General features: G+C 69.8%; 18 protein-coding genes. 7 read left to right on the top strand and 11 right to left on the bottom strand.

What is annotated here, in order from left to right:
• Positions 1 to 129 precede the first annotated feature (129 nt).
• The 5 genes from ACFY5C_RS03030 (at position 130) to ACFY5C_RS03010 (ending at position 7,156) form a co-directional block, all read left to right on the top strand.
• Positions 130 to 1,476: an ABC transporter substrate-binding protein gene (locus ACFY5C_RS03030; protein WP_389439729.1), complete on the top strand. Its 1,347-nt coding sequence runs from the start codon at positions 130 to 132 to the stop codon at positions 1,474 to 1,476.
• 6 nt (positions 1,477 to 1,482) lie between these two features.
• The gene (locus ACFY5C_RS03025) at positions 1,483 to 2,439 is read left to right on the top strand and encodes a carbohydrate ABC transporter permease (protein WP_389439727.1); all 957 of its coding nucleotides are present in this window, start codon (positions 1,483 to 1,485) and stop codon (positions 2,437 to 2,439) included.
• Positions 2,436 to 3,296: a carbohydrate ABC transporter permease gene (locus ACFY5C_RS03020; RefSeq protein ID WP_389439725.1), complete on the top strand. Its 861-nt coding sequence runs from the start codon at positions 2,436 to 2,438 to the stop codon at positions 3,294 to 3,296. Before ACFY5C_RS03025 ends, ACFY5C_RS03020 begins: the two co-directional genes overlap by 4 nt.
• A gap of 44 nt (positions 3,297 to 3,340) precedes the next feature.
• Positions 3,341 to 4,924: a glycoside hydrolase family 13 protein gene (locus tag ACFY5C_RS03015; protein ID WP_389439724.1), complete on the top strand. Its 1,584-nt coding sequence runs from the start codon at positions 3,341 to 3,343 to the stop codon at positions 4,922 to 4,924.
• Positions 4,925 to 5,005: 81 nt separating this feature from the next.
• Complete coding sequence (locus ACFY5C_RS03010) at positions 5,006 to 7,156, top strand: discoidin domain-containing protein (RefSeq protein ID WP_389439722.1); 2,151 nt, start codon at positions 5,006 to 5,008, stop codon at positions 7,154 to 7,156.
• On the opposite strand, the gene ACFY5C_RS03005 is transcribed toward ACFY5C_RS03010, so the two are convergent.
• From ACFY5C_RS03005 to ACFY5C_RS02990, 4 genes are read right to left on the bottom strand one after another with little or no spacing between them, the layout of a single operon-like run.
• On the bottom strand, positions 7,128 to 7,958 hold the full coding sequence (locus ACFY5C_RS03005; protein ID WP_389439720.1) for an ABC transporter ATP-binding protein: 831 nt from the start codon (positions 7,956 to 7,958) through the stop codon (positions 7,128 to 7,130). The two genes, ACFY5C_RS03010 and ACFY5C_RS03005, sit on opposite strands and share 29 nt — an antisense overlap.
• 20 nt (positions 7,959 to 7,978) lie before the next feature.
• Complete coding sequence (locus ACFY5C_RS03000; RefSeq protein ID WP_389439718.1) at positions 7,979 to 8,758, bottom strand: ABC transporter permease; 780 nt, start codon at positions 8,756 to 8,758, stop codon at positions 7,979 to 7,981.
• Positions 8,755 to 9,528 (bottom strand): ABC transporter permease, encoded by a 774-nt coding sequence (locus ACFY5C_RS02995; RefSeq protein WP_389439716.1) that lies wholly within the window; start codon positions 9,526 to 9,528, stop codon positions 8,755 to 8,757. The genes ACFY5C_RS03000 and ACFY5C_RS02995 overlap by 4 nt, the downstream gene beginning before the upstream one ends.
• The gene (locus ACFY5C_RS02990; protein ID WP_389439714.1) at positions 9,525 to 10,493 is read right to left on the bottom strand and encodes an ABC transporter substrate-binding protein; all 969 of its coding nucleotides are present in this window, start codon (positions 10,491 to 10,493) and stop codon (positions 9,525 to 9,527) included. Before ACFY5C_RS02990 ends, ACFY5C_RS02995 begins: the two co-directional genes overlap by 4 nt.
• Before the next feature lie 206 nt (positions 10,494 to 10,699).
• Here ACFY5C_RS02990 and ACFY5C_RS02985 point away from each other — a divergent pair, with 206 nt between their 5' ends.
• A complete protein-coding gene (locus tag ACFY5C_RS02985; protein WP_389439712.1) occupies positions 10,700 to 11,491 on the top strand; it encodes an IclR family transcriptional regulator C-terminal domain-containing protein in 792 nt (263 codons plus the stop codon).
• Positions 11,492 to 11,500: 9 nt separating this feature from the next.
• Here the strand turns inward: ACFY5C_RS02985 and ACFY5C_RS02980 are convergent, their stop codons facing one another.
• The 7 genes from ACFY5C_RS02980 to ACFY5C_RS02950 form a co-directional block, all read right to left on the bottom strand.
• Positions 11,501 to 12,439 (bottom strand): PDR/VanB family oxidoreductase, encoded by a 939-nt coding sequence (locus tag ACFY5C_RS02980; RefSeq protein WP_389439710.1) that lies wholly within the window; start codon positions 12,437 to 12,439, stop codon positions 11,501 to 11,503.
• Positions 12,436 to 12,636, bottom strand: coding sequence for a hypothetical protein (locus ACFY5C_RS02975; RefSeq protein WP_389439708.1), 201 nt, complete (start codon positions 12,634 to 12,636; stop codon positions 12,436 to 12,438). The genes ACFY5C_RS02980 and ACFY5C_RS02975 overlap by 4 nt, the downstream gene beginning before the upstream one ends.
• Positions 12,633 to 13,709: a Rieske 2Fe-2S domain-containing protein gene (locus tag ACFY5C_RS02970; protein ID WP_389439706.1), complete on the bottom strand. Its 1,077-nt coding sequence runs from the start codon at positions 13,707 to 13,709 to the stop codon at positions 12,633 to 12,635. Before ACFY5C_RS02970 ends, ACFY5C_RS02975 begins: the two co-directional genes overlap by 4 nt.
• A gap of 116 nt (positions 13,710 to 13,825) precedes the next feature.
• Positions 13,826 to 15,562, bottom strand: coding sequence for a ubiquinone-dependent pyruvate dehydrogenase (poxB, locus tag ACFY5C_RS02965; RefSeq protein ID WP_389439704.1), 1,737 nt, complete (start codon positions 15,560 to 15,562; stop codon positions 13,826 to 13,828).
• Complete coding sequence (locus tag ACFY5C_RS02960) at positions 15,543 to 16,070, bottom strand: hypothetical protein (RefSeq protein WP_389439702.1); 528 nt, start codon at positions 16,068 to 16,070, stop codon at positions 15,543 to 15,545. Before ACFY5C_RS02960 ends, poxB begins: the two co-directional genes overlap by 20 nt.
• 146 nt (positions 16,071 to 16,216) lie before the next feature.
• Positions 16,217 to 16,939, bottom strand: a complete 723-nt coding sequence (locus ACFY5C_RS02955; protein WP_389439700.1) for a hotdog fold domain-containing protein — start codon at positions 16,937 to 16,939, stop codon at positions 16,217 to 16,219.
• A 73-nt stretch (positions 16,940 to 17,012) separates the two neighbouring features.
• Entirely contained in the window at positions 17,013 to 18,311 is a 1,299-nt protein-coding gene (locus tag ACFY5C_RS02950) for an MFS transporter (protein WP_389439698.1), read from the bottom strand.
• A 162-nt stretch (positions 18,312 to 18,473) separates the two neighbouring features.
• Here ACFY5C_RS02950 and ACFY5C_RS02945 point away from each other — a divergent pair, with 162 nt between their 5' ends.
• A complete protein-coding gene (locus ACFY5C_RS02945; protein ID WP_389439697.1) occupies positions 18,474 to 20,525 on the top strand; it encodes a phosphocholine-specific phospholipase C in 2,052 nt (683 codons plus the stop codon).
• Positions 20,526 to 20,532: the final 7 nt, after the last annotated feature.

The raw sequence follows: 20,532 nt of genomic DNA, 5'->3' as shown, positions 1-20,532 counted from the left end.
GCTGCTCCGCAGTTCCGGACATCCACCGAGCTGTTAAAAAATTTCAAATCTCGCGCGACATCTTGCGGTCCGATGTCGGCGGTGCTTGAGTGTGCGGCGCCCACCGCTCCTGCCCAGAGGGGTCCACCGATGAGAAGCACCGGGTTCCGCCGTACCTTTGCCGCGCTGAGCGTCTGCTCCCTCGCTCTGGCCGTCTCCGCCTGCGGGTCGAGCGACGACTCGGCGAGCGGAAAGACCCGCATCACGGTCAACTGCATGCCGCCCAAGAGCGCCAAGGTCGACCGCCAGTTCTTCGAGCAGGACATCGCGTCCTTCGAGAAGCAGAACCCGGACATCGACGTCGTGGCCCATGACGCGTTCCCCTGCCAGGACCCGAAGACCTTCGACGCGAAGCTCGCCGGCGGACAGATGGAGGACGTCTTCTACACGTACTTCACGGATGCCAGGCACGTCGTCGACATCAACCAGGCGGCCGACCTCACGCCGTATCTCAAGGAGTTGAAGAGCTACGAGACCATCCAGCAGCAGCTGCGCGACATCTACACCGTCGACGGCAAGGTCTACGGCATCCCGCGCACCGGCTACTCGATGGGCCTGATCTACAACAAGAAGCTCTTCGAGCAGGCGGGCCTCGACCCCGAGAAGCCCCCGGCCACCTGGGACGAACTGCGCGCCGCCGCCAAGAAGATAGCCGGTCTCGGCAACGGCACCGTCGGCTACGCCGACTACAGCGCCCAGAACCAAGGGGGCTGGCACTTCACCGCCGAGCTCTACTCCCAGGGCGGGGACGTGGTGAGTGCCGACGGCAAGCAGGCCACGATCGACACCCCCGAGGGCCGCGCAGTCCTGCAGAACCTGCACGACATGCGCTGGACCGACAACTCGATGGGCAGCAAGCAGCTCCTCGTCATCAACGACGTCCAGCAGATGATGGGCTCCGGCAAGCTCGGCATGTACCTCTCCGCCCCGGACAACATCCCGATCCTGGTCAAGGAGAAGGGCGGGGACTACAAGGACCTCGCCCTGGCTCCCATGCCCGGCGGCAAGGGCACGCTCATCGGCGGCGACGGGTACATGTTCAACAAGAAGGCGAGCCCCGACCAGATCCGCGCCGGACTGCAGTGGCTGGACCACATGTTCCTCACCCCCGGTGACGGCTTCCTCGGCGACTACGCCCGCGCCAAGAAGAACGACGCTCCCGTCGGACTGCCCGAACCGCGCCTGTTCTCCGGTGCCGCCGACGCCAAGGACCAGCAGGTCAAGGAGGCCAACGCGAACGTACCGGTGGAGAACTACCAGGCGTTCCTCGACGGCAACCAGAGCCTCGACATGAAGATCGAGCCGCCGAGCGCCCAGCAGATCTACTCCGTCCTCGACGGCGTCGTCTCGGCAGTCCTGACCAAGAAGGACGCCGACATCGACCAGCTCCTGAAGGACGCCTCAGGGAAGATCGACGGCATCCTGGCGCGAGGCTGACGGGCCATGACCAGGACGGCTCAGCGCCGCACCGTCGAGAAGGTCGCGGTCCGCCCGATGCAGGCGCCGCCCCCGGCAGGGGACCGGAGGCGGCGCCGCCTCACCGACCAGCTGCGTGCTTACGGCTTCCTCCTCGGCGGCCTGGTCTGCTTCGCCCTGTTCTCGTGGTACCCGGCGATCCGCGCCGTCGTGATCGCCTTCCAGAAGTACACGCCCGGCAGCGACCCCGAATGGGTCGGCACCGCCAACTTCACCCGTGTCTTCGCCGACCCGGAGTTCGCCGCGGCCTGGCGCAACACCCTCACCTTCACACTGCTCGCCCTGCTGATCGGCTTCGCGATCCCGTTCGTACTCGCCCTGGTCCTCAACGAGTTGCGGCACGCCAAGGCGTTCTTCCGGGTCGTGGTCTATCTGCCGGTGATGATCCCGCCGGTGGTCAGCGCCCTGCTGTGGAAGTGGTTCTACGACCCCGGCACCGGCCTGGCCAACGAGACGCTGCGCTTCCTGCACCTGCCCACGTCGAACTGGTCCAACGGCGCCGACACGGCGCTCGTCTCCCTGGTGATCGTGGCCACCTGGGCCAACATGGGCGGCACCGTCCTGATCTACCTGGCGGCGCTCCAGTCCATCCCGGGGGAGCTGTACGAGGCGGCCGAGCTCGACGGCGCGAGCCTGCTGCAGCGCATCCGCCACGTCACGATCCCGCAGACCCGCTTCGTCATCCTGATGCTGATGCTCCTTCAGATCATCGCCACGATGCAGGTCTTCACCGAACCGTTCGTGATCACGGGCGGCGGCCCCGAGAACGCCACCGTGACCGTCCTCTACCTGATCTACAAGTACGCCTTCCTCTACAACGACTTCGGCGGCGCCTGCGCGCTGAGCGTCCTGCTCCTCGCGCTCCTCGGCGCCTTCTCCGCCGTATACCTGCGTCTGACGCGCACCGAAGGGGAGGGCGTATGACCACCCGGACCCTCGTCTCCCCGGCGGCCCTGGCCCGTCCGCGCGGCAAGGCCGTCTACTGGTCCGTCTTCACCGGCACCGTGCTGCTGTTCGCGCTGGCCTTCCTGTTCCCCGTCTACTGGATGGCGACGGGCGCGATGAAGTCACCGGACGAGGTGGCGCGCACACCGCCCACCGTCGTCCCCGAGCAGTGGCACCTCAGCGGATACACGGACGCCTGGGACCTCATGCAACTGCCGACGCATCTGTGGAACACGGTGGTCCAGGCCGCCGGTGCCTGGGTGTTCCAGCTGGTGTTCTGCACGGCCGCCGCCTACGCGCTGTCCAAGCTGCGGCCGGTGTTCGGCAAGGTGGTCCTGGGAGGCATCCTCGCCACGCTGATGGTCCCGGCCCAGGCCCTGGTCGTGCCGAAGTACCTGACGGTGGCGGACCTCGGCCTGCTCAACGACCCCCTGGCCATCTGGCTGCCGGCCGTCGCCAACGCCTTCAACCTCTATCTGCTGAAGCGGTTCTTCGACCAGCTGCCGCGCGATGTCCTTGAGGCCGCCGAGATCGACGGCGCCGGGAAGCTGCGCACCCTGTGGTCCATCGTGCTGCCGATGTCCCGGCCGGTCCTGGGCGTCGTCTCGATCTTCGCTCTGGTGGCCGTCTGGCAGGACTTCCTCTGGCCGCTGATGGTCTTCTCCGACACCGACAAGCAGCCGATCAGCGTCGCCCTCGTCCAGCTGTCGCAGAACATCCCGCTGACCGTGCTCATCGCCTCCATGGTGATCGCCAGCATCCCCATGGTCGCCATGTTCCTGGTCTTCCAGCGGCACATCATCGCCGGGATCGGCGCGGGCAGCAGCAAGGGCTGATGTCCCCAGGACGTCCTCCTCCTTCCGACAGAAAGGGCCGCACCGTGGCACAGCCCCGTCACGCCTCCGCGCAGTGGTGGCGTTCCGCCGTCATCTACCAGGTCTACGTCCGCAGCTTCGCGGACGGCGACGGCGACGGCACCGGCGACCTCGCGGGCGTCCGCGCCCGGCTGCCGTACCTCGCCGAACTCGGCGTGGACGCACTGTGGTTCACACCCTGGTACGTCTCGCCGATGAAGGACGGCGGCTACGACGTCGCCGACTACCGCGCCGTCGACCCGGCGTTCGGCACCCTCGCCGAGGCGGAGAAGCTCATCGCCGAGGCCCGTGAGCTGGGCATCCGCACCATCGTCGACATCGTGCCCAACCATGTCTCCGACCAGCACCCGTGGTTCCGCGCGGCCCTCGCCGGCGGCCCGGAGCGCGCCCTGTTCCACTTCCGCCCGGGACGCGGCCCGCACGGTGAACTCCCGCCCAACGACTGGCGGTCCGAGTTCGGTGGCCCCGCCTGGAGCCGGCTGCCCGACGGTGACTGGTACCTCCACCTCTTCGCCCCCGAGCAGCCCGACCTCGACTGGTCCCACCCGGCCGTGCGCCAGGAACACGAGGACATCCTGCGCTTCTGGTTCGAGCGGGGCGTCGCCGGAGTCCGCATCGACTCGGCCGCCCTCCTCGTCAAGGACCCCGACCTGCCGGACTTCACCGAGGGTGAGGCCCCGCACCCGTACGTCGACCGCGACGAACTCCACGACGTCTACCGCTCCTGGCGCGCGATCGCCGACGAGTACGGCGGCATCTTCGTCGGCGAGGTCTGGCTCCCCGACACCGAACGCTTCGCCCGCTACCTGCGCCCCGACGAACTCCACACCGCCTTCAACTTCTCGTTCATGACCTGCCCCTGGGACGCCGGACGGCTGCGCGGGGCCATCGACGAGACGCTCGCCGAGCACGCCCCGATCGGCGCCCCCGCGACCTGGGTGCTGTGCAACCACGACGTGACACGCACGGTCACCCGCTACGGCCGCGCCGACACCGGTTTCGACTTCGCCACCAAGGCCTTCGGCACCCCGACCGACCTCGCTCTCGGCACCCGCCGGGCCCGGGCGGCCGCGCTGCTGTCGCTCGCCCTGCCAGGAGCCGTCTACGTCTACCAGGGCGAGGAGCTCGGCCTGCCCGAGGCAGACATCCCCCTGGACCGCATCCAGGACCCCATGCACGCCCGCTCCGGCGGCACCGACCCGGGCAGGGACGGCTGCCGGGTGCCGTTGCCGTGGGCGGCCCGGGCGCCGTACGCCGGCTTCGGCTCACGCGAGGAGCCGTGGCTGCCGCAGCCCGCCGTCTGGGCCGCGTATGCCGCCGACCGTCAGGACGCGGACCCAGGTTCGATGCTCGCCCTCTACCGCCGGGCGATCGAGCTGCGGCCGACGTTCGGCGAGGGCCCGCTGACCTGGCTGCCCGCACCCGCCGGTGTGCTCGCCTTCACCCGAGCGCGGGGCGCGACCTGCGTGGTGAACCTCGCGGACGCTCCCGCCGAGCTGCCCGCCCACACCGAACTCCTGCTCGGCAGCGGCCCTTTGGACACCGAGGGGCGGCTGCCGAAGGACACCGCGGTCTGGCTGCGCGCCTGACACCGCGGCCCGCTCATCCCCGTACCCCCACCACGAAGGGATCAGCACATGCAGCAGCACACCCATCGGGCTGTCAGGCCCATGACAACTGCGGCTTCGGCGGCCATGGTCGTCGCCCTCGCCGGCGGTCTGCTCACCGCGACGGCCCCCGCCGCCCACGCGGCCGCCGGCGCCACCCTCCCCTTCACCTCGGTCGAAGCCGAGTCCGCCACCACGACCGGCGCGAGGATCGGCCCCGACTACACCCAGGGCACCCTCGCCTCCGAGGCCTCCGGACGCCAGGCCGTACGCATCACCGCTGGCCAGCGCGTCGAGTTCACGGTCCCGCGCGCCGCCAACGCCGTGAACGTCGCCTACAGCGTCCCCGACGGCCAGTCAGGCACCCTGGACGTGTACGTCAACGGCCAGAGGATCGCTAAGACCCTGGCGGTCACCTCGAAGTACTCCTACGTCGACACCGGCTGGATCCCGGGTGCCAAGACACACCACCTCTACGACAACGCACGCCTGTTGCTCGGCCAGAACGTGCAGGCGGGCGACAAGGTGGCCTTCCAGGCCACGGGCACCCAGGTGACCGTCGACGTCGCCGACTTCGAGCAGGCCGCGGCGCCGACGGGGCAGCCCGCCGGATCGGTGTCCGTCACCTCCAAGGGTGCCGACCCCAGTGGCCAGGGCGACTCGACCCAGGCCTTCCGCGAGGCCATCGCCGCCGCGCAGGGCGGGGTGGTGTGGATACCGCCGGGCCAGTACCGGCTGACCTCGTCCCTGAACGGTGTGCAGAACGTGACCCTCCAGGGCGCCGGGCACTGGCACTCGATCGTCCGCAGCTCCCGCTTCATCGACCAGTCCAGCTCCTCCGGGAAGGTCCACATCAAGGACTTCGCGGTGATCGGCGAGGTCACCGAGCGGGTCGACTCCAGCCCCGACAACTTCGTCAACGGCGCCCTGGGTCCGGGGAGTTCCGTTTCGGGCATGTGGCTCCAGCACCTCAAGGTCGGCCTCTGGCTGCTGGGCAACAACGACAACCTCGTCGTCGAGAACAACCGCTTCCTCGACATGACCGCCGACGGACTCAACCTCAACGGCAACGCCCGAGGCGTCCGCGTCCGGCACAACTTCCTGCGCAACCAGGGCGACGACGCGCTCGCCATGTGGTCCCTGTACGCGCCGGACACCAACAGCAGCTTCGAGAACAACACGATCACGCAGCCGAACCTCGCCAACGGCATCGCGATCTACGGCGGCACCGACATCACGGTCAAGGACAACCTGATCTCCGACACCAACGCGCTGGGCAGCGGCATCGCGATCTCCAACCAGAAGTTCCTGGACCCCTTCCACCCGCTGGCCGGCACGATCACCGTCGACGGCAACACGCTGGTCCGCACGGGCGCGATGAACCCCAACTGGAACCACCCCATGGGCGCCCTGCGCGTCGACTCCTACGACAGCGCCATCGAGGCGAACGTCCGGATCACCAACACGACCATCACCGACAGCCCGTACAGCGCCTTCGAGTTCGTCTCGGGCAGCGGGCGTGGCTTCGCGGCCAAGAACATCACCGTCGAGGGCGCGACCGTGCGCAACACGGGCACGGTCGTCGTCCAGGCCGAGACCCCGGGCGCCGCCACCTTCCGCAACGTCACGGCCACCGCCGTGGGCGCCGCGGGCATCTACAACTGCCCCTACCCGTCCGGCTCAGGCACCTTCACCCTCACCGACGGCGGCGGCAACTCCGGCTGGAGCAGCACCTGGTCCGACTGCTCGACCTGGCCACAGCCCGGCCAGGGCAACCCCGACCCCGACCCGGCCCGCAACCTCGCCAAGAACCGCCCGGCCTCGGCCACCGGCTCGCAGGACGTCTACACGCCCGGCAAGGCGGCCGACGGTGACGCCGGCAGCTACTGGGAGTCGGCCAACAACGCCTTCCCGCAGTCCTGGACGGTCGACCTCGGCGCCAACGAGGCGGTCCGCCGTCTGGTGCTGAAGCTGCCGCCGCAGTCGGCCTGGCAGGCCCGCACCCAGACACTGTCGGTGCAGGGCAGCACGGACGGCTCGACGTACTCGACCGTGGTCGCGGCGAAGGACTACCGCTTCGATCCGGCGACCGGCAACACGGTCACCGTCTCCCTGCCGAGCGGCACGAACCTGCGCCACCTGCGGCTGCAGGTCACCGCCAACACGGGGTGGCCCGCCGCCCAGTTCAGCGAGGTGGAGGCGTATCTGTCCTGACCGTCTCCGGCACCGCGTCCTGAGGCGTTCCGCGCTTCGCCGCCTGGATCTGCTCGTACACCTGGGTACGCAGCTCGGCGAAGCGCGGATCCACCCGCGTGTGCAACTGGTCGCGCTCGGCGGGCAGATCGACCTTCAGCTGTTCCTGGACGACGGTGGGGGACGCGGACAGGACGAGTACCCGCTCGCCCAGGTACACGGCCTCGTCGATGTCATGGGTGACGAACAGGATCGTGATGCCGCGCTCCCGCCACAGCCCCCTGACCAGGTCCTCCAGATCCGCTCGCGTCTGCGCGTCCACCGCCGCGAAGGGCTCGTCCATCAGCAGCACACGGGGCTCGTACGCCAGCGCCCGGGCGATGGCGACCCGCTGCTGCATACCGCCGGACAGCTGCCACGGATACGCATGGACGGCATCCGCCAGCCCGACCGACTCCAGCGCGTCCCGGACCAGCTCCCGCCGTCGGGATTTACTCAAGTCCTTCTGCCGCAAGGGTAGTTCGACGTTCTCGCCGACCCGCATCCAGGGGAAGAGGCTGCGCCCGTACTCCTGGAACACGAACGCCATCCCGGGCGGCGGACCCGTCACCTTCCGCTCCTCCAGGACCACCTCACCGGCCGTCGGCGTGAGCAGTCCGCCTATGCACTTCAGCAGCGTCGTCTTGCCGCAGCCCGACGGGCCGACCAGACACACCAGTTCGCCGGCGTCGACGGTGAAGGTGAGGTCGCGGACGGCCTCCACCCGCCGCCCCGACCCCTCGTAGACCTTCTGCAGGCCGGATACGGCAAGAAGCGCGTGCATGGACCGCCCTTTCACGAGGCTCACGGCGACCGCCGGGCCGAGGCGCGCAGACCGTGGTACCAGCCGAGCACCCGCCGCTCGACCAACTGGAAGACGACCGACAGCACAAAGCCGAGCAGGCCGAGCACGAGGATGCCGGTCCACATGTCCGGGATCGCGAAACCGCGCTGGAACTGCACGATCGTGAAGCCGAGCCCGTTGCTGGCGGCGAACATCTCGCTGATCACCATGAGGATGATGCCGATGGACAGGGCCTGGCGCAGGCCCGCGAAGATCTGCGGGCTCGCGGAGCGCAGGACCACCTTCCGCAGCCGCGCCATGCCTGCGATGCCGTACGACCGTGCCGTCTCCGCGAGCACCGGGTCCACCGCCCGCACACCCTCGACCGTGTTGAGCAGCACCGGCCACACGCAGCCGCTCGCGATCACCGTGACCTTCATGGTGTCGCCGATGCCCGCGAACAGCATGATGACCGGCACCAGCACCGGCGGCGGCACCGCCCGCAGGAACTCCAGGACCGGCTCGCACACCGCCCGCACCCGCGGGTAGGAGCCGATGACGGTACCGAGGGCCACGCCCACGACGGCCGCCAGCGCGTAACCGCCCGTCAGCCGCAGCACGCTGGGCAGGACGTCCGCACGCAGCCGCTGGGCCGTCCACACGTCCGGGAAAGCCTCCAGGATCGTCCGCAGGGGAGGCCAGTACACGTCCGTGCTGCCGGCCGACGCCACCCACCAGAGAGTGACCAGCACGGCCGGCAGCGCGCACACGAACACCAGCCGCAGCAGTACGCGCGTCACACCGCCACCTCCCCGCGCACCGACTGATGCCACGCCAGCGCCCGCCGCTCCACCGTCCGCGCACCCACGTTGATCAACAGTCCGAGCAGCCCGGTCACCACGATCAGCGCGTACATCTCGGGCACCGCCTGCGAGGCCTGCGCCACCCCGATGAGCTTGCCCAACCCCGGGGCTCCGATGATGAGTTCCGCGGTGATGGCGAGGATCAGCGCGACCGCCGCCGCCAGCCGCACACCGGTCATGACGTACGGCAGCGCGGTCGGCCACAGCACATGCCGGATCCGCGCCCAGGTGCCGAGGCCGTACGACCGTGCCGTCTCGTCGGCGACGGGGTCGACGTCCTGGACGCCGTACAGGACCTGGATCAGCACCTGCCAGAACGAGGCGTAGACGACGAGCAGGAGCACCGAACGCAGTTCCGTGCCGTACAGCAGCACCGCGAGGGGGATCAGGGCCACCGACGGGATCGGGCGCAGGAACTCGATCGTGGAGGCCGTCACCTCGCGCAGATACGGCACGACCGAGACGACGACGCCCACCACGACGCCCGCGCAGGACGCGATAACCAGGCCCAGCGCCCAGCCGGTGAGCGTGTCGCCGAGGGCGCTCCAGAAGGCCGAGCCGGTGACCTCGTCCGCGAGCGCCCCCGCGATACGGCTGGTCGGCGGGAAGTAGGCCTCCTTGACCAGACCGAGCCGCGGCACCGCCTCGCCCAGGGCGAGGAAGGCCGCGAGGCCGGCCGCACCGAGTGCGGCGTTGACGCCCTTCACGGCAGCAGGGCGTCCAGGTCGGGCGTCTTCTTGAACAGGCCGTCCTCCTCGCCGAGCTTCATGAGGGCCTCGATGGAGGGGCGGTTCGGCTCGGCCGGCCACTTCGGGAGGACGACCTGCTCCAGCACCGCCGCCGGGATCTTCGTGTACGTCGTGACGATCTGCCGCGCCTCGTCCGGGTGGGCCTCGGCGTACGCGAGGGACTCGGCGGTGGCCTCCTGGAACTTCTTGACCACGTCCGGGTTCTGCTGCGCGTACTGCGTCGAGGTGAAGTACATCGCGACGGTGAGCTCCGACGCGACGTCGATCAGGGGCGAGGCGATCTCGCGGCCGCCCTGGCTCCTGATGGTGGCGGTCGCCGGCTCGACGACGCACGCCGCGTCGATCTGGCCCTGGTCGAGGGCGGCGGGCATCTGGTCGAAGGCCATCTCGACGAGCTTCACCTTGTCGGGGTCGCCGCCCGCCTCGCGCACCGCCTGCCGCACCGCGGTCTCGTTGATGTTCTTGAGGGTGTTGATGGCGACCTTCTTGCCCTCCAGCTCCTTCGCCGACTTGACGGGGCTGTCCTTCTTGACCATGAGGCCGTTGAAGTCCTTGCCCCGTACCCCGGTCGACGCGATGCCGTTGGCGACGGCCTTCACGGGGACGCCGTTGGTCTGGGCGACCATCAGGGACGTCACGTTGCTGAACCCGAACTGGAACTGCCCGCTGACCACGCCGGGGACGATCGCCGCACCGCCCTGTGCGGTGGTGAACTCCAGCTTGAGGCCGTGCCTTTCGAACAGCCCTTTCTGCTGGCCGAGATACAGCGGCGCGACATCGACGATCGGGATGACTCCGAGCTTGACGGTGGTGACCCCGCCGGACGACGCGCCCGCGTCCGGCGAACCGTCGTCGGACGAGCCACAGCCCGTCGCGACGAGCAGCAGGGCGCCGGCGGTGAGACCGGCCGACAGACGACGCATGGCTCCTCCTGTACAGACAACGGTGCAGCGGTGTTCCGACAGGTTGTGCGCAAGGCGCACAGTAGTGCGCGGGAATGCCCTGCGGGAAGGTAGAAGTCTCAACGGGGACAGGGCAATTGGCGGTGCGGAGCTGGACGGAGCGGGACGGGTCGGGTCCCGCACCGAGTATGTCGCCGACAACATTGTTGACACTATTGGAGGTGGCGATGCTCCCGGCAGACCGCGCACCACACTTCGTGAAATCCTTCGAGCGCGGCCTCGCGGTCATCCGCTGCTTCGACGCCGACCACCCCGCCCGCACGCTCAGCGAGGTCGCCCACACCTGCGACCTGACCCGCGCCGCCGCCCGCCGGCTGCTGCTGACCCTCGCGGACCTCGGCTACGTCCACCAGGACGGCCGGCTCTTCCGCCTCACCCCGCGCGTGCTGGAACTCGGCTACTCCTACCTCTCCAGCTACACGCTGCCCGAGCTCGCCGAGCCGCATCTCGAGCAACTCGTCGCACGTGTACGGGAGTCGTCATCACTGTGCGTCCTGGACGGCGACGACATCGTGTACGTGGCACGGGTGCCGACCCGTCGCATCATGACGGCGTCGATCACCGTCGGGACCCGCTTCCCTGCGTACGTCACGTCCGTGGGCCGGGTGATCCTCGCCCATCTGCCCGACGAGGAGGTGGAACTCCGAATGGAGCAGGCCGAGTTGAAGCCCTTGACCGACCGCACGATCACCTCGCCGGACGCCCTGCGCGCGGAACTGTGCCGCGTGCGCCGGCAGGGCTACGCCGTCGTCGACCAGGAGCTGGAGGAGGGGCTCAGGTCGGTCGCCGCCCCGGTGCGGGACCGGGGCGGCGAGGTGGTCGCGGCCGTCAACATCGCCGTGCACGCCGGGCGCAACTCCGTCGACTCCGTGCGCAATGACCTGCTGCCGCACTTGCTGGCGACCGTCGCCGGGATCGAGGGCGATCTGCGGATCGCAAATCCCGGACGGGGCACATAGCCAGGCGGGTCACAGATCCAGGACCAGCCGCTTCCCCCGGCACCGCGACACGCAGATCATCATCGTCTCGCCGCTCTCCTGCTCCTCCGGCGTGAGCACGGAGTCCCGGTGGTCGGGAGTGCCGTCGAGGACGTCGGTCTCACAGGTGCCGCAGGTGCCCTCGGTGCAGGAGAAGAGCACCTCGATGCCGGCGGCGCGTACGGTGTCGAGCACGGACACGCCCGGCGCGACGGTGAGCGTCAGCCCACTCTGCGCCAGCTCGACGTCGAACTCGCCGTCCTCGCCGCCCGGTTGCTCCTTCGCCTGGAACCGCTCGACACGCAGCACCTCCGGCGCGCACCGCGCCTCGACGGCGTCCAGCAGGGGGCCGGGGCCGCAGCAGTAGACGAGGGTGCCGGCCGGGATGTCGTCGAGCACCGAGGCCAGGTCCAGCAGCCCGGACTCGTCCTGCGGAGCGACGGTCACCCGTTCGCCGTACGGCCTCAGCTCCTCGGCGAACGCCATGGACCGACGGGTGCGCCCGCCGTACAACAACGTCCACCCGGCGCCCGCCGCCTCGGCCGCCGCCAGCATCGGCAGGATCGGGGTGATGCCGATGCCGCCGGCGATGAAGAGGTAGCCGGGAGCGGACTCCAGCCGGAAGTGATTGCGCGGCCCCCGCACCCGTACCTTGCCGCCCTGCCCCAACTGCTCGTGCACATGGGCGGATCCGCCGCGCCCGTCCGGCTCCCGCAGCACGGCGATCCGCCAGACGGTGCGATCGGCCGGATCGCCGCACAGCGAGTACTGGCGCTCCAGCCCCGGCCCGAGCACGACGTCGATGTGGGCGCCGGGCTCCCAGGCGGGCAGCGGCTCGCCCAGCGGGTGGCGCAGGGTGAGGGCGAGGACGCCGTCGGCCGCGAACTCCCGGCGGTCTACGACCAGTTCGGCTTCGTACACGTCACTCATGAAGTGGTTCCTCGCGGCTCGTGTCCCCGGAGCTGGTGTCCCTGGAGCTGGTGCCCCTGCGGGTGGGCGAGCATCCACTCCCACATCTCCACCGGATCCTGCGCGGTGTGCTCGCGACCGCAGTGACAGGTGCCGTACAGGACGTCGGTGCCCGGCAGCCAGTCGATGCGGTAGACCTCACCGGTGGGGCCGCTCACTGGACCTTCTCCGTCTCCATCGGCTTCGCGCCCTCCTCGACCAGCCGGGCGAGGATACGGCGGGCCGCCAGGCCACCGGTGTCGATGTTGATGCTCAGCTCCTGGTAGCCGTGGCGCTCGGTGCCGAGGGTCTGCTGGAGCAGGTTGAGGGCGGTGACGTCCTGCATGACGACGGTGTGGTTGTTGCCGCGCAGGAACTCGGTGACCTCGTCGTCGTCCGTCGCCCAGTCCCGCGAGACCGCCCAGAAGTCGTACACCTTGCCGTCGCCGGACGGCGTGATGGCGTACGTGATCTCGGTGTGGAAGCCGTTCGGATCGCTGCCGTCCGCCTCGGGCAGCACGCCGACCGGCGCGATACGGCTGTGCAGCAGATACAGGCAGGGGGCGTGGTACTCGATGTCCTGCCAGCGCGTGATCCGGCCCGCTATGCCGGTCGACCTGGCGTAGAACGGCGGACACTCGGCGTCGTCCATGTGCCGGCTCACCCGGACGATCCCGGCGCCCTCGTCGACCTCCGTGGTGATCGGCGTCTCGGCGACCTCGGGGGTGCCGATGTAGCCGCCGTGGAGATAGGTCTCGTGGGAGAGGTCGAGGAGGTTGTCGACCAGCAGGCCGTAGTCGCAGTCGATCGGCTCCATGCCGCGCACGGTGACCCAGCTGGGGGAGTCGAGGTGCCTGGCCCGCGGGATGCTCTGCGGGTCGGCGAGCGCCGGGTCGCCGATCCACACCCAGATCAGCGAGTCCTGCTCGACCACCGGGTACGAGGCGACGCGTGCGGTGCGCGGCACGCGTTTCTGTCCCGGCACATACACACACGTACCGGTGGTGTCGTAGGTGAACCCGTGGTACCCGCACACGATCCGGTCCCCGTCGAGCCGGGTCGGCGCCTCGGACAGCGGGTAGCGGCGATGCACACACCGGTCGTGCAGGACGACCGGCGTCCCCTCCTCCTCGGTGCGGTAGAGCACGAGGGTCTCTCCGAGGATGGTCCGACCGAGCAGCTCCCGTCCGACCTCGTGGCTGTAGGCGGCGACGTACCACTGGTTCCTGGCGAAGGCGGTGGTGTGAGGCATGGGGTTCCCGTCCCTGTCGGCGGGGCTCCGTCGCCCCGCGTGCCGTGGTTGGCATCAGGGTCGTGACGGCTGCGACCGCCGCGCAAGGCGACTTCTGCCAGACGGAAGGGCAGGCCCTACTCAAGGCTGAGCTGACGCAGATTGGTCCTGGTGAGCTCGAGGATCTCGTCACCGCGTCCGGAGAGGACGGTGCGGGTGGCGAACAGCGTGAAGCCCTTGATCTGCTCAAGGGTGAGCTTGGGAGGCAGCGAGAGCTCCTGGCGCTCGGTGTGGACGTCGACCAGTGCGGGCCCGTCGTGTGCGAAGGCCTCCTGCAACGCGTCCTCCAACTCGTCCGCCCGCCGGACGCGGGACGCGTGCAGGCCGGCTGCGCGGGCCTGCGCGCTGAAATCAGGGTTCTCCAGGCCGGTGCCGTAGGTGACGACGCCTGCGGCCTTCATCTCCAACTCGACGAAACCCAGAGCCGAGTTGTTGAAGACGACGACCTTCACCGGGAGGTCCAGCTGCCGCAGGGTGCTCAGCTCGCCGAGCAGCATCGCCAGGCCACCGTCGCCCGAGAGCGCGATCACCTGGCGGCCGGGATGGCTTGCCTGAATGCCGATCGCGTGGGGCAGAGCGTTGGCCATGGAGCCGTGGTTGAAGGAGCCGATGAGCCGCCGCGCCCCGTTCATACGCAGGTAGCGGGCCGCCCATACGGTGGGCGTGCCGACGTCGGCGGTGAAGGCCGCGTCGCGGGCCGCCAGCCGGTCGACGGTGGCGGCGACGGACTGCGGGTGCAGCGGCGAGTCGGTGGGCTTGGCCTCGGCCAGCCGGTCCAGGCGGGAGCGCACCCGCTGGTAATGGCGGGTCATCGTCCCCAGGAAGCTGTCGTCGCCCCGACGTGCGAGGAGGGGAAGCAGCGCCTGGGCGGTGTCCTTGACGGTCCCGACCAGGGGGACCTCCACCGGCGTACGGCGGCCGATGTGCTCACCACGCACGTCGACCTGCACGACGTGTGCCTTCCGCGGGTAGAACGAGCGGTAGGGGAAGTCGGTGCCCAGCATGAGCAGTGCGTCGCAGTGCTCCATCGCCCGGTAGCCGGAGCTGTAGCCGATCAACCCGGTCAGCCCCACGTCGTAGGGGTTGTCGTACTCCAGGAACTCCTTGCCCCGCAGCGAGTGCACCATGGGCGCCTGCAGCGCCTCGGCCAGCGCCACGGCCTCGTCGTGCGCCCCTTCGCAGCCGGCCCCGGCCAGGATCGTCACCCGGTCCGCCGCGTTGAGGATCTGCGCCGCACGCGCCAGCGTGGCGTCGTCCGGCCGCATGTGGGACGACGTCTTGAGCACCGGGTGCTGAGCGGGCCCGTCGGGCGCCGGCGCCAGGAACAGCTCGCCGGGGACGACCAGCACCGCCACTCCGCTGCGTTCGAGAGCGGCCCGCACAGCCGTCCCCAGGAGCCAGGGCACCTGCTCCGGCATGCTTGCCAGTTCGCAGTACACGCTGCACTCGCGGAACAGCAGCTGCGGATGCGTTTCCTGGAAGTACTCGCTGCCGATCTGCTCCTGGGGAATCTGCGCGGCCACCGCGAGCACCGGCACCCGGCTGCGCTGCGCGTCGAACAGCCCGTTGATCAGGTGCAGGTTGCCCGGCCCGCAACTGCCGGCCGCGACCGCGAGGCGCCCCGTGACGCCTGCCTCGGCAGCGGCGGCGAAAGCCGCGGCCTCTTCGTGCCGGACATGTCCCCACGCGATGGTGCCGTCACGGCGCAGAGCGTCGGTGAAGCCGTTCAGGGAGTCGCCGGGCAGGCCGTACACCCGTCGTACGCCGGACCCCTTGAGCATGGAAACGATGAGGTCAGCAACCGTGTCGGCCATGATGTGAGGTCCTCCTGCCCCGGGCTGCGTGCGGCGGTGGGCTGAGGAGCCGGTTGAACACGCTCACCGTCACCCCCGCGTAGGCGAGGTGGGGAACGATGTCGGCAGCCCAGTCGGTCGCGGCCCAGGTCCGCGGATCGGTCACCCCCAGTACGGTCATGGGCCCGTTGGTGGCCACCAAAGCCCCCACCACGGCCACCGCGTACTGGGTGCCTCGAGCCGGACGCCAGCCGGCCGCATGCCCCAGCCCCAGCAACACGCCCATACCGGTCCCGGCAGCCAGGCCGGTCAGCGCGCCGAGAGCCGTGGTCCGGTTCTCCCGGGCCTCACCCTCGCCGGGGATGCGCAGATGAAGCTTCTGTGCCAGCTTGCGTACGGTCGTCTCGGGTGTCGAACTGGCCGGCCGGCCCCGCAGGACCATGTCGCCGTACGAGACCACGTTGAGCGCCGTGGTCCCCGCGGCCCCGGCGGCGGCCCCGTAGAGCAGTGGGCCCGTGACACACACCATGGCAGTCCTCCTCCCGCCCGTCCGGAGCCCGGCACGCCGAAATGCCCCGCAGCCCGCGGAACGCAGGGGGGACCTCCTCCCTACGTCCACCATGCGCCCCCTCCGCCTCGCACGCCACGGGACGACGAGCTCGGGCAGCGGAGGCTTCAGGGGGCGGGCTTCGGGTCGATCCACAACGCCTCGGAGACGGCGCACAGTTCGCCCCCGGCCGTGGCGAGTGCCACGCCCATGGTGTGCTTGCGTCCGGACTCCGACCGCAGCCACGCGTACGAGATGTACGGCTCACCGACGGTGACCGGCCGCAGAATCGTGCCCGTGAGCGCCGCGGTGACCGCTCCTGGGCGCAGGGTGCCGAGGAAACGGCCCGCCCAGTGTCCCGGGCAGTCCAGGGCGCCCCAGACCAGCGGGGCCGGGAGCAGGCCGTCCGGGTCGGCGAAGGCGGGGGACGGGATCCAGGCCGAGGCCACCATGCCGAGATCCGGCACCGGCGTGCCGTGCACACGCAGACCGCGGTCGGCGGTACGCAGGCCGCAGCCGAAGCAGTCGACCACACCCGACGGCGGCGCCGCCCGGAACCTCTCGGCCGCAGCGGCCGCCTCGTCCCAGGAGGGCGCGGCCGGCGCGTCGACCGGCAGCTCGGCGGGGCGCGCCGCGGCAAGGGGCCGCTCGGCCTCACCCAACTCCACGCCCCCGTCCGCCGCCTCGGCGATCCGCACGGGCACCTCGACCGGCACCGGCCCCCGGAAGTCCACCCGTACCGTCCGTGCTCCGGACTGCTCCGCCAGCACACCGGCGACGTACCCGCCGAAGGCCACCTCGGGGTAGCCGACGTACAGCTCGGGCACCACGATCGCGTCACTCGTCGTCATGATCCCCACCTCACCACACCCGAGGACCGAGATCGTGCCGAGCCGGCAGGCGCGCGGCGGTGCGCCGAGGGGCTCACCGCTCCAGCGTCCGGTGCGCCGTCTCCGGAAGGCGCAGATACACCAGCGACGAGCCCAGGCACAGTGCGGCGACGTACCAGGGGAAGAGGTCCGCGTGCCCCAGCTCCTTGAACAGGGTGCCGACGTACGGTGCCGTACCACCGAACATCGCGACCGTCAGTGAGTACGGGAACCCGATGCCCGCCGCCCGCACCCGGGGCGGAAACACCTCGGCGTTCACGGCCGCGCTGATCGACGTGAACCCCGTCAGCAGCACCATGCCCGCGCACTGCACGAGCAGCAGCACCGCGAACGAGTCGCGCAGGGCGTGCAGCAGCGGGACGGTGAGGAGGGTGAAGCCCAGGCCGAAGAAGAGGAGGAGGGGGCGGCGGCCGAAGCGGTCGGAGAGGAGGCCGCCGAGGGGCTGGAGCAGGGCGAAGAAGGCGAGCGAGATCGTGCCCGCCAGCAGCGCGTCGGACTTCTCGATGCCCGCGTTGAGTTCGGCGTACGTCGGCAGGTACGAGGTCCAGGTGTAGTAAGCAATCGTGCCGCCCGCCGTGATCCCGCAGATCAGCAGGGACTGGCGGGGGTGGCGGCGCAGCGCCTCGAACAGGGCGGGACGCGAAGCCTGTTGCTGCTCGGCGCTCCGTGTCTCCTGCGCGCCCTGCCGGATCCAGAAGCCGACCAGGCTCAGCACGGCACCGAGCACGAACGGAATCCGCCAGCCCCAGCCGTTCATCTGTCCGTCGGTCAGGGTGTCCACCAGCAGGGTCGCGATGCCGGAGGCCACGAGTTGCCCGGCCGTCGTCGACACGTACTGGAAGCTGGAGAACAGCCCGCGGCGGCCCGGTCCCGCCGACTCCACGAGGAAGGTCGTCGACGCCGCGAACTCGCCGCCCACGGACAGGCCTTGGAGGAGGCGGGCGAGGACCAGGATCACCGGAGCGAGGACGCCTGCCGTCTCGTAGGTCGGGGTCAGGCCGACCAGCAGGCTGCTGCCGCCCATCAGGAGGATGGTGACCGTCAGCGCGGCGCGCCGCCCGCGCCGGTCGGCGATCGCGCCCATCACGAGCCCGCCCACCGGCCGCATGAAGAAGCCCACCGCGAAGACCGCGAACGTCGAAAGCAGCGGAACCAGGGAGTTGTCCGCGCTCTTGGGGAAGACTTCTGCCGCGATGTAGGTGGCGAGGAACGTGTAGGCGTACCAGTCGTACCACTCCACGGCGTTGCCGACGGAGGCGGCGAGGAGCTGGCGTACGGGCCGTTTCGTCGGCGGGGAGACCGTGCGCGTCGTCTCTGTCATGATCGCGACCATCCCCGCGTCCCGGTCCCGGCACACCTCACGTACCCGCGACTTTCACACGAGCGCCACCGGACCCTTCCCTGACGTTTGGTGCTCCTGGAACACTCCTTCCGCGCGCATTCCGTCACATGCCGTCCGGTCAAATCACCCCCTATGGGAAGAGGTCCCTCACCCATGCCCGAAGTCAATCGCCGCAGATTCCTTCAAGTCGCGGGCGCGACCACGGCGTTCACTGCTCTGTCGAGCAGCATCCAGCGGGCCGCCGCCCTCCCGGCGAACCACCGAACGGGGTCGATGGAGGACGTCGAGCACATCGTCGTCCTGATGCAGGAGAACCGTTCCTTCGATCACTACTTCGGCAAGCTGCGTGGCGTCCGCGGCTTCGGCGACCCGCGCCCGGTGGCGCAGGACGGCGGCAAGTCGATCTGGCACCAGTCGAACGGCACCAAGGACATCCTGCCGTTCCACCCGGACGCCGACGACCTCGGCATGCAGTTCCTGGAGGGCCTGCCGCACGGCTGGAACGACGGTCAGCAGGCGTACAACGGCGGCAAGTACGACAAGTGGGTCCCCGCCAAGGGCACCACGACCATGGCGTACCTGAACCGTGAGGACATCCCCTTCCACTACGCCCTCGCCGACGCCTTCACCATCTGCGACGCCTACCACTGCTCGTTCATCGGCTCCACCGACCCGAACCGCTACTACATGTGGTCGGGCTACACGGGCAACGACGGCACCGGCGGCGGCCCGGTCCTCGGCAACGACGAGCTCGGCTACGGCTGGACCACCTACCCCGAGCGCCTGGAGCAGGCGGGCGTCTCCTGGAAGATCTACCAGGACATCGGCGACGGCCTGGACGCGGCCGGGTCCTGGGGCTGGATCGAGGACGCGTACCGCGGCAACTACGGCGACAACTCGCTGCTGTACTTCAACAAGTACCGCAACGCGGTGCCCGGCGACCCCTGGTTCGACAAGGCCCGCACCGGCACCGACGTCAAGAACGGCGACGGCTACTTCGACCAGCTGAAGGCCGACGTCAAGGCCGGCAAGCTGCCGCAGATCTCCTGGATCGCCGCCCCCGAGGCCTTCACCGAGCACTCCAACTGGCCCTCGAACTACGGCGCCTGGTACATAGCCCAGGTCCTGGACGCCCTCACCTCCAACCCGGAGGTCTGGTCGAAGACGGCCCTGTTCATCACCTTCGACGAGAACGACGGCTTCTTCGACCACGTCGTGCCGCCGCTCCCGCCGAAGGACGCCTCCAAGGGCAAGTCCACCGTCGACGTCTCGCTCGACCTCTACAAGGGCGACAGCAAGCGTCCGGCAGGCCCCTACGGCCTCGGCCCGCGCGTGCCGATGCTGGTCGTCTCGCCATGGAGCAAGGGCGGTTACGTCTGCTCCGAGACCCTCGACCACACCTCGATCCTGCAGTTCATGGAGCGCCGCTTCGGCGTCAAGGAGACCAACATCTCCCCCTGGCGCCGCGCCATCTGCGGCGACCTGACCTCGGCCTTCGACTTCTCCTGCAAGGACAGCCGCCCGGCCGCGCTGCCGGAGACGGACGAGTACGAGCCGCCGGACCGCGAGCGTCACCCGGACTACAAGCCGACGCCACCGGCCGACCCGGCCATGCCGAAGCAGGAGCGCGGTCTGCGTCGGGCCCGCCCGCTCAAGTACGCCCCTCACGTGGACGGTTCCGTCGACGCGGCGGCAGGCAAGTTCACGCTGACCTTCGCCTCCGGCGCCAAGGCCGGTGCCGCCTTCCACATCACCTCCGGCAACCGCACCGACGGCCCCTGGATGTACACCACCGAGGCCGGCAAGAGCATCGCGGACACCTGGAACTCGGCGTACTCGAACGGCTCGTACGACCTGACCGTGCACGGCCCCAACGGTTTCGTGCGCTACTTCAAGGGCTCGAACAAGACGGCCGGCCCCGAGGTCACCGCCCGCCACAAGGGCGACGACATCGAGCTGACCTTCACCAACAAGGGAACGACGAGCGTCGGTCTGAAGATCGGCAACGGGTACGGCGGGCGCCCCGCGACGGTGACGGTACGGCCCGGTGACACCGTGCGCCGCACGGTCGACCTGCAGGGGAGCCGGCGCTGGTACGACCTGACCGTCACCACCGACGCCGACCCGAGGTTCCTGCGGCGCTTCGCCGGGCACGTCGAGAACGGGCGGCCGGGCGTGAGCGACCCGGCGATCATCACGGACTAGTCCGGAT

Origin of the sequence: Streptomyces sp. NPDC012935 (assembly GCF_042900345.1) — a bacterium.
Lineage (GTDB): Bacteria > Actinomycetota > Actinomycetes > Streptomycetales > Streptomycetaceae > Streptomyces.
This window is presented reverse-complemented; position numbering and strand designations above follow the sequence as displayed.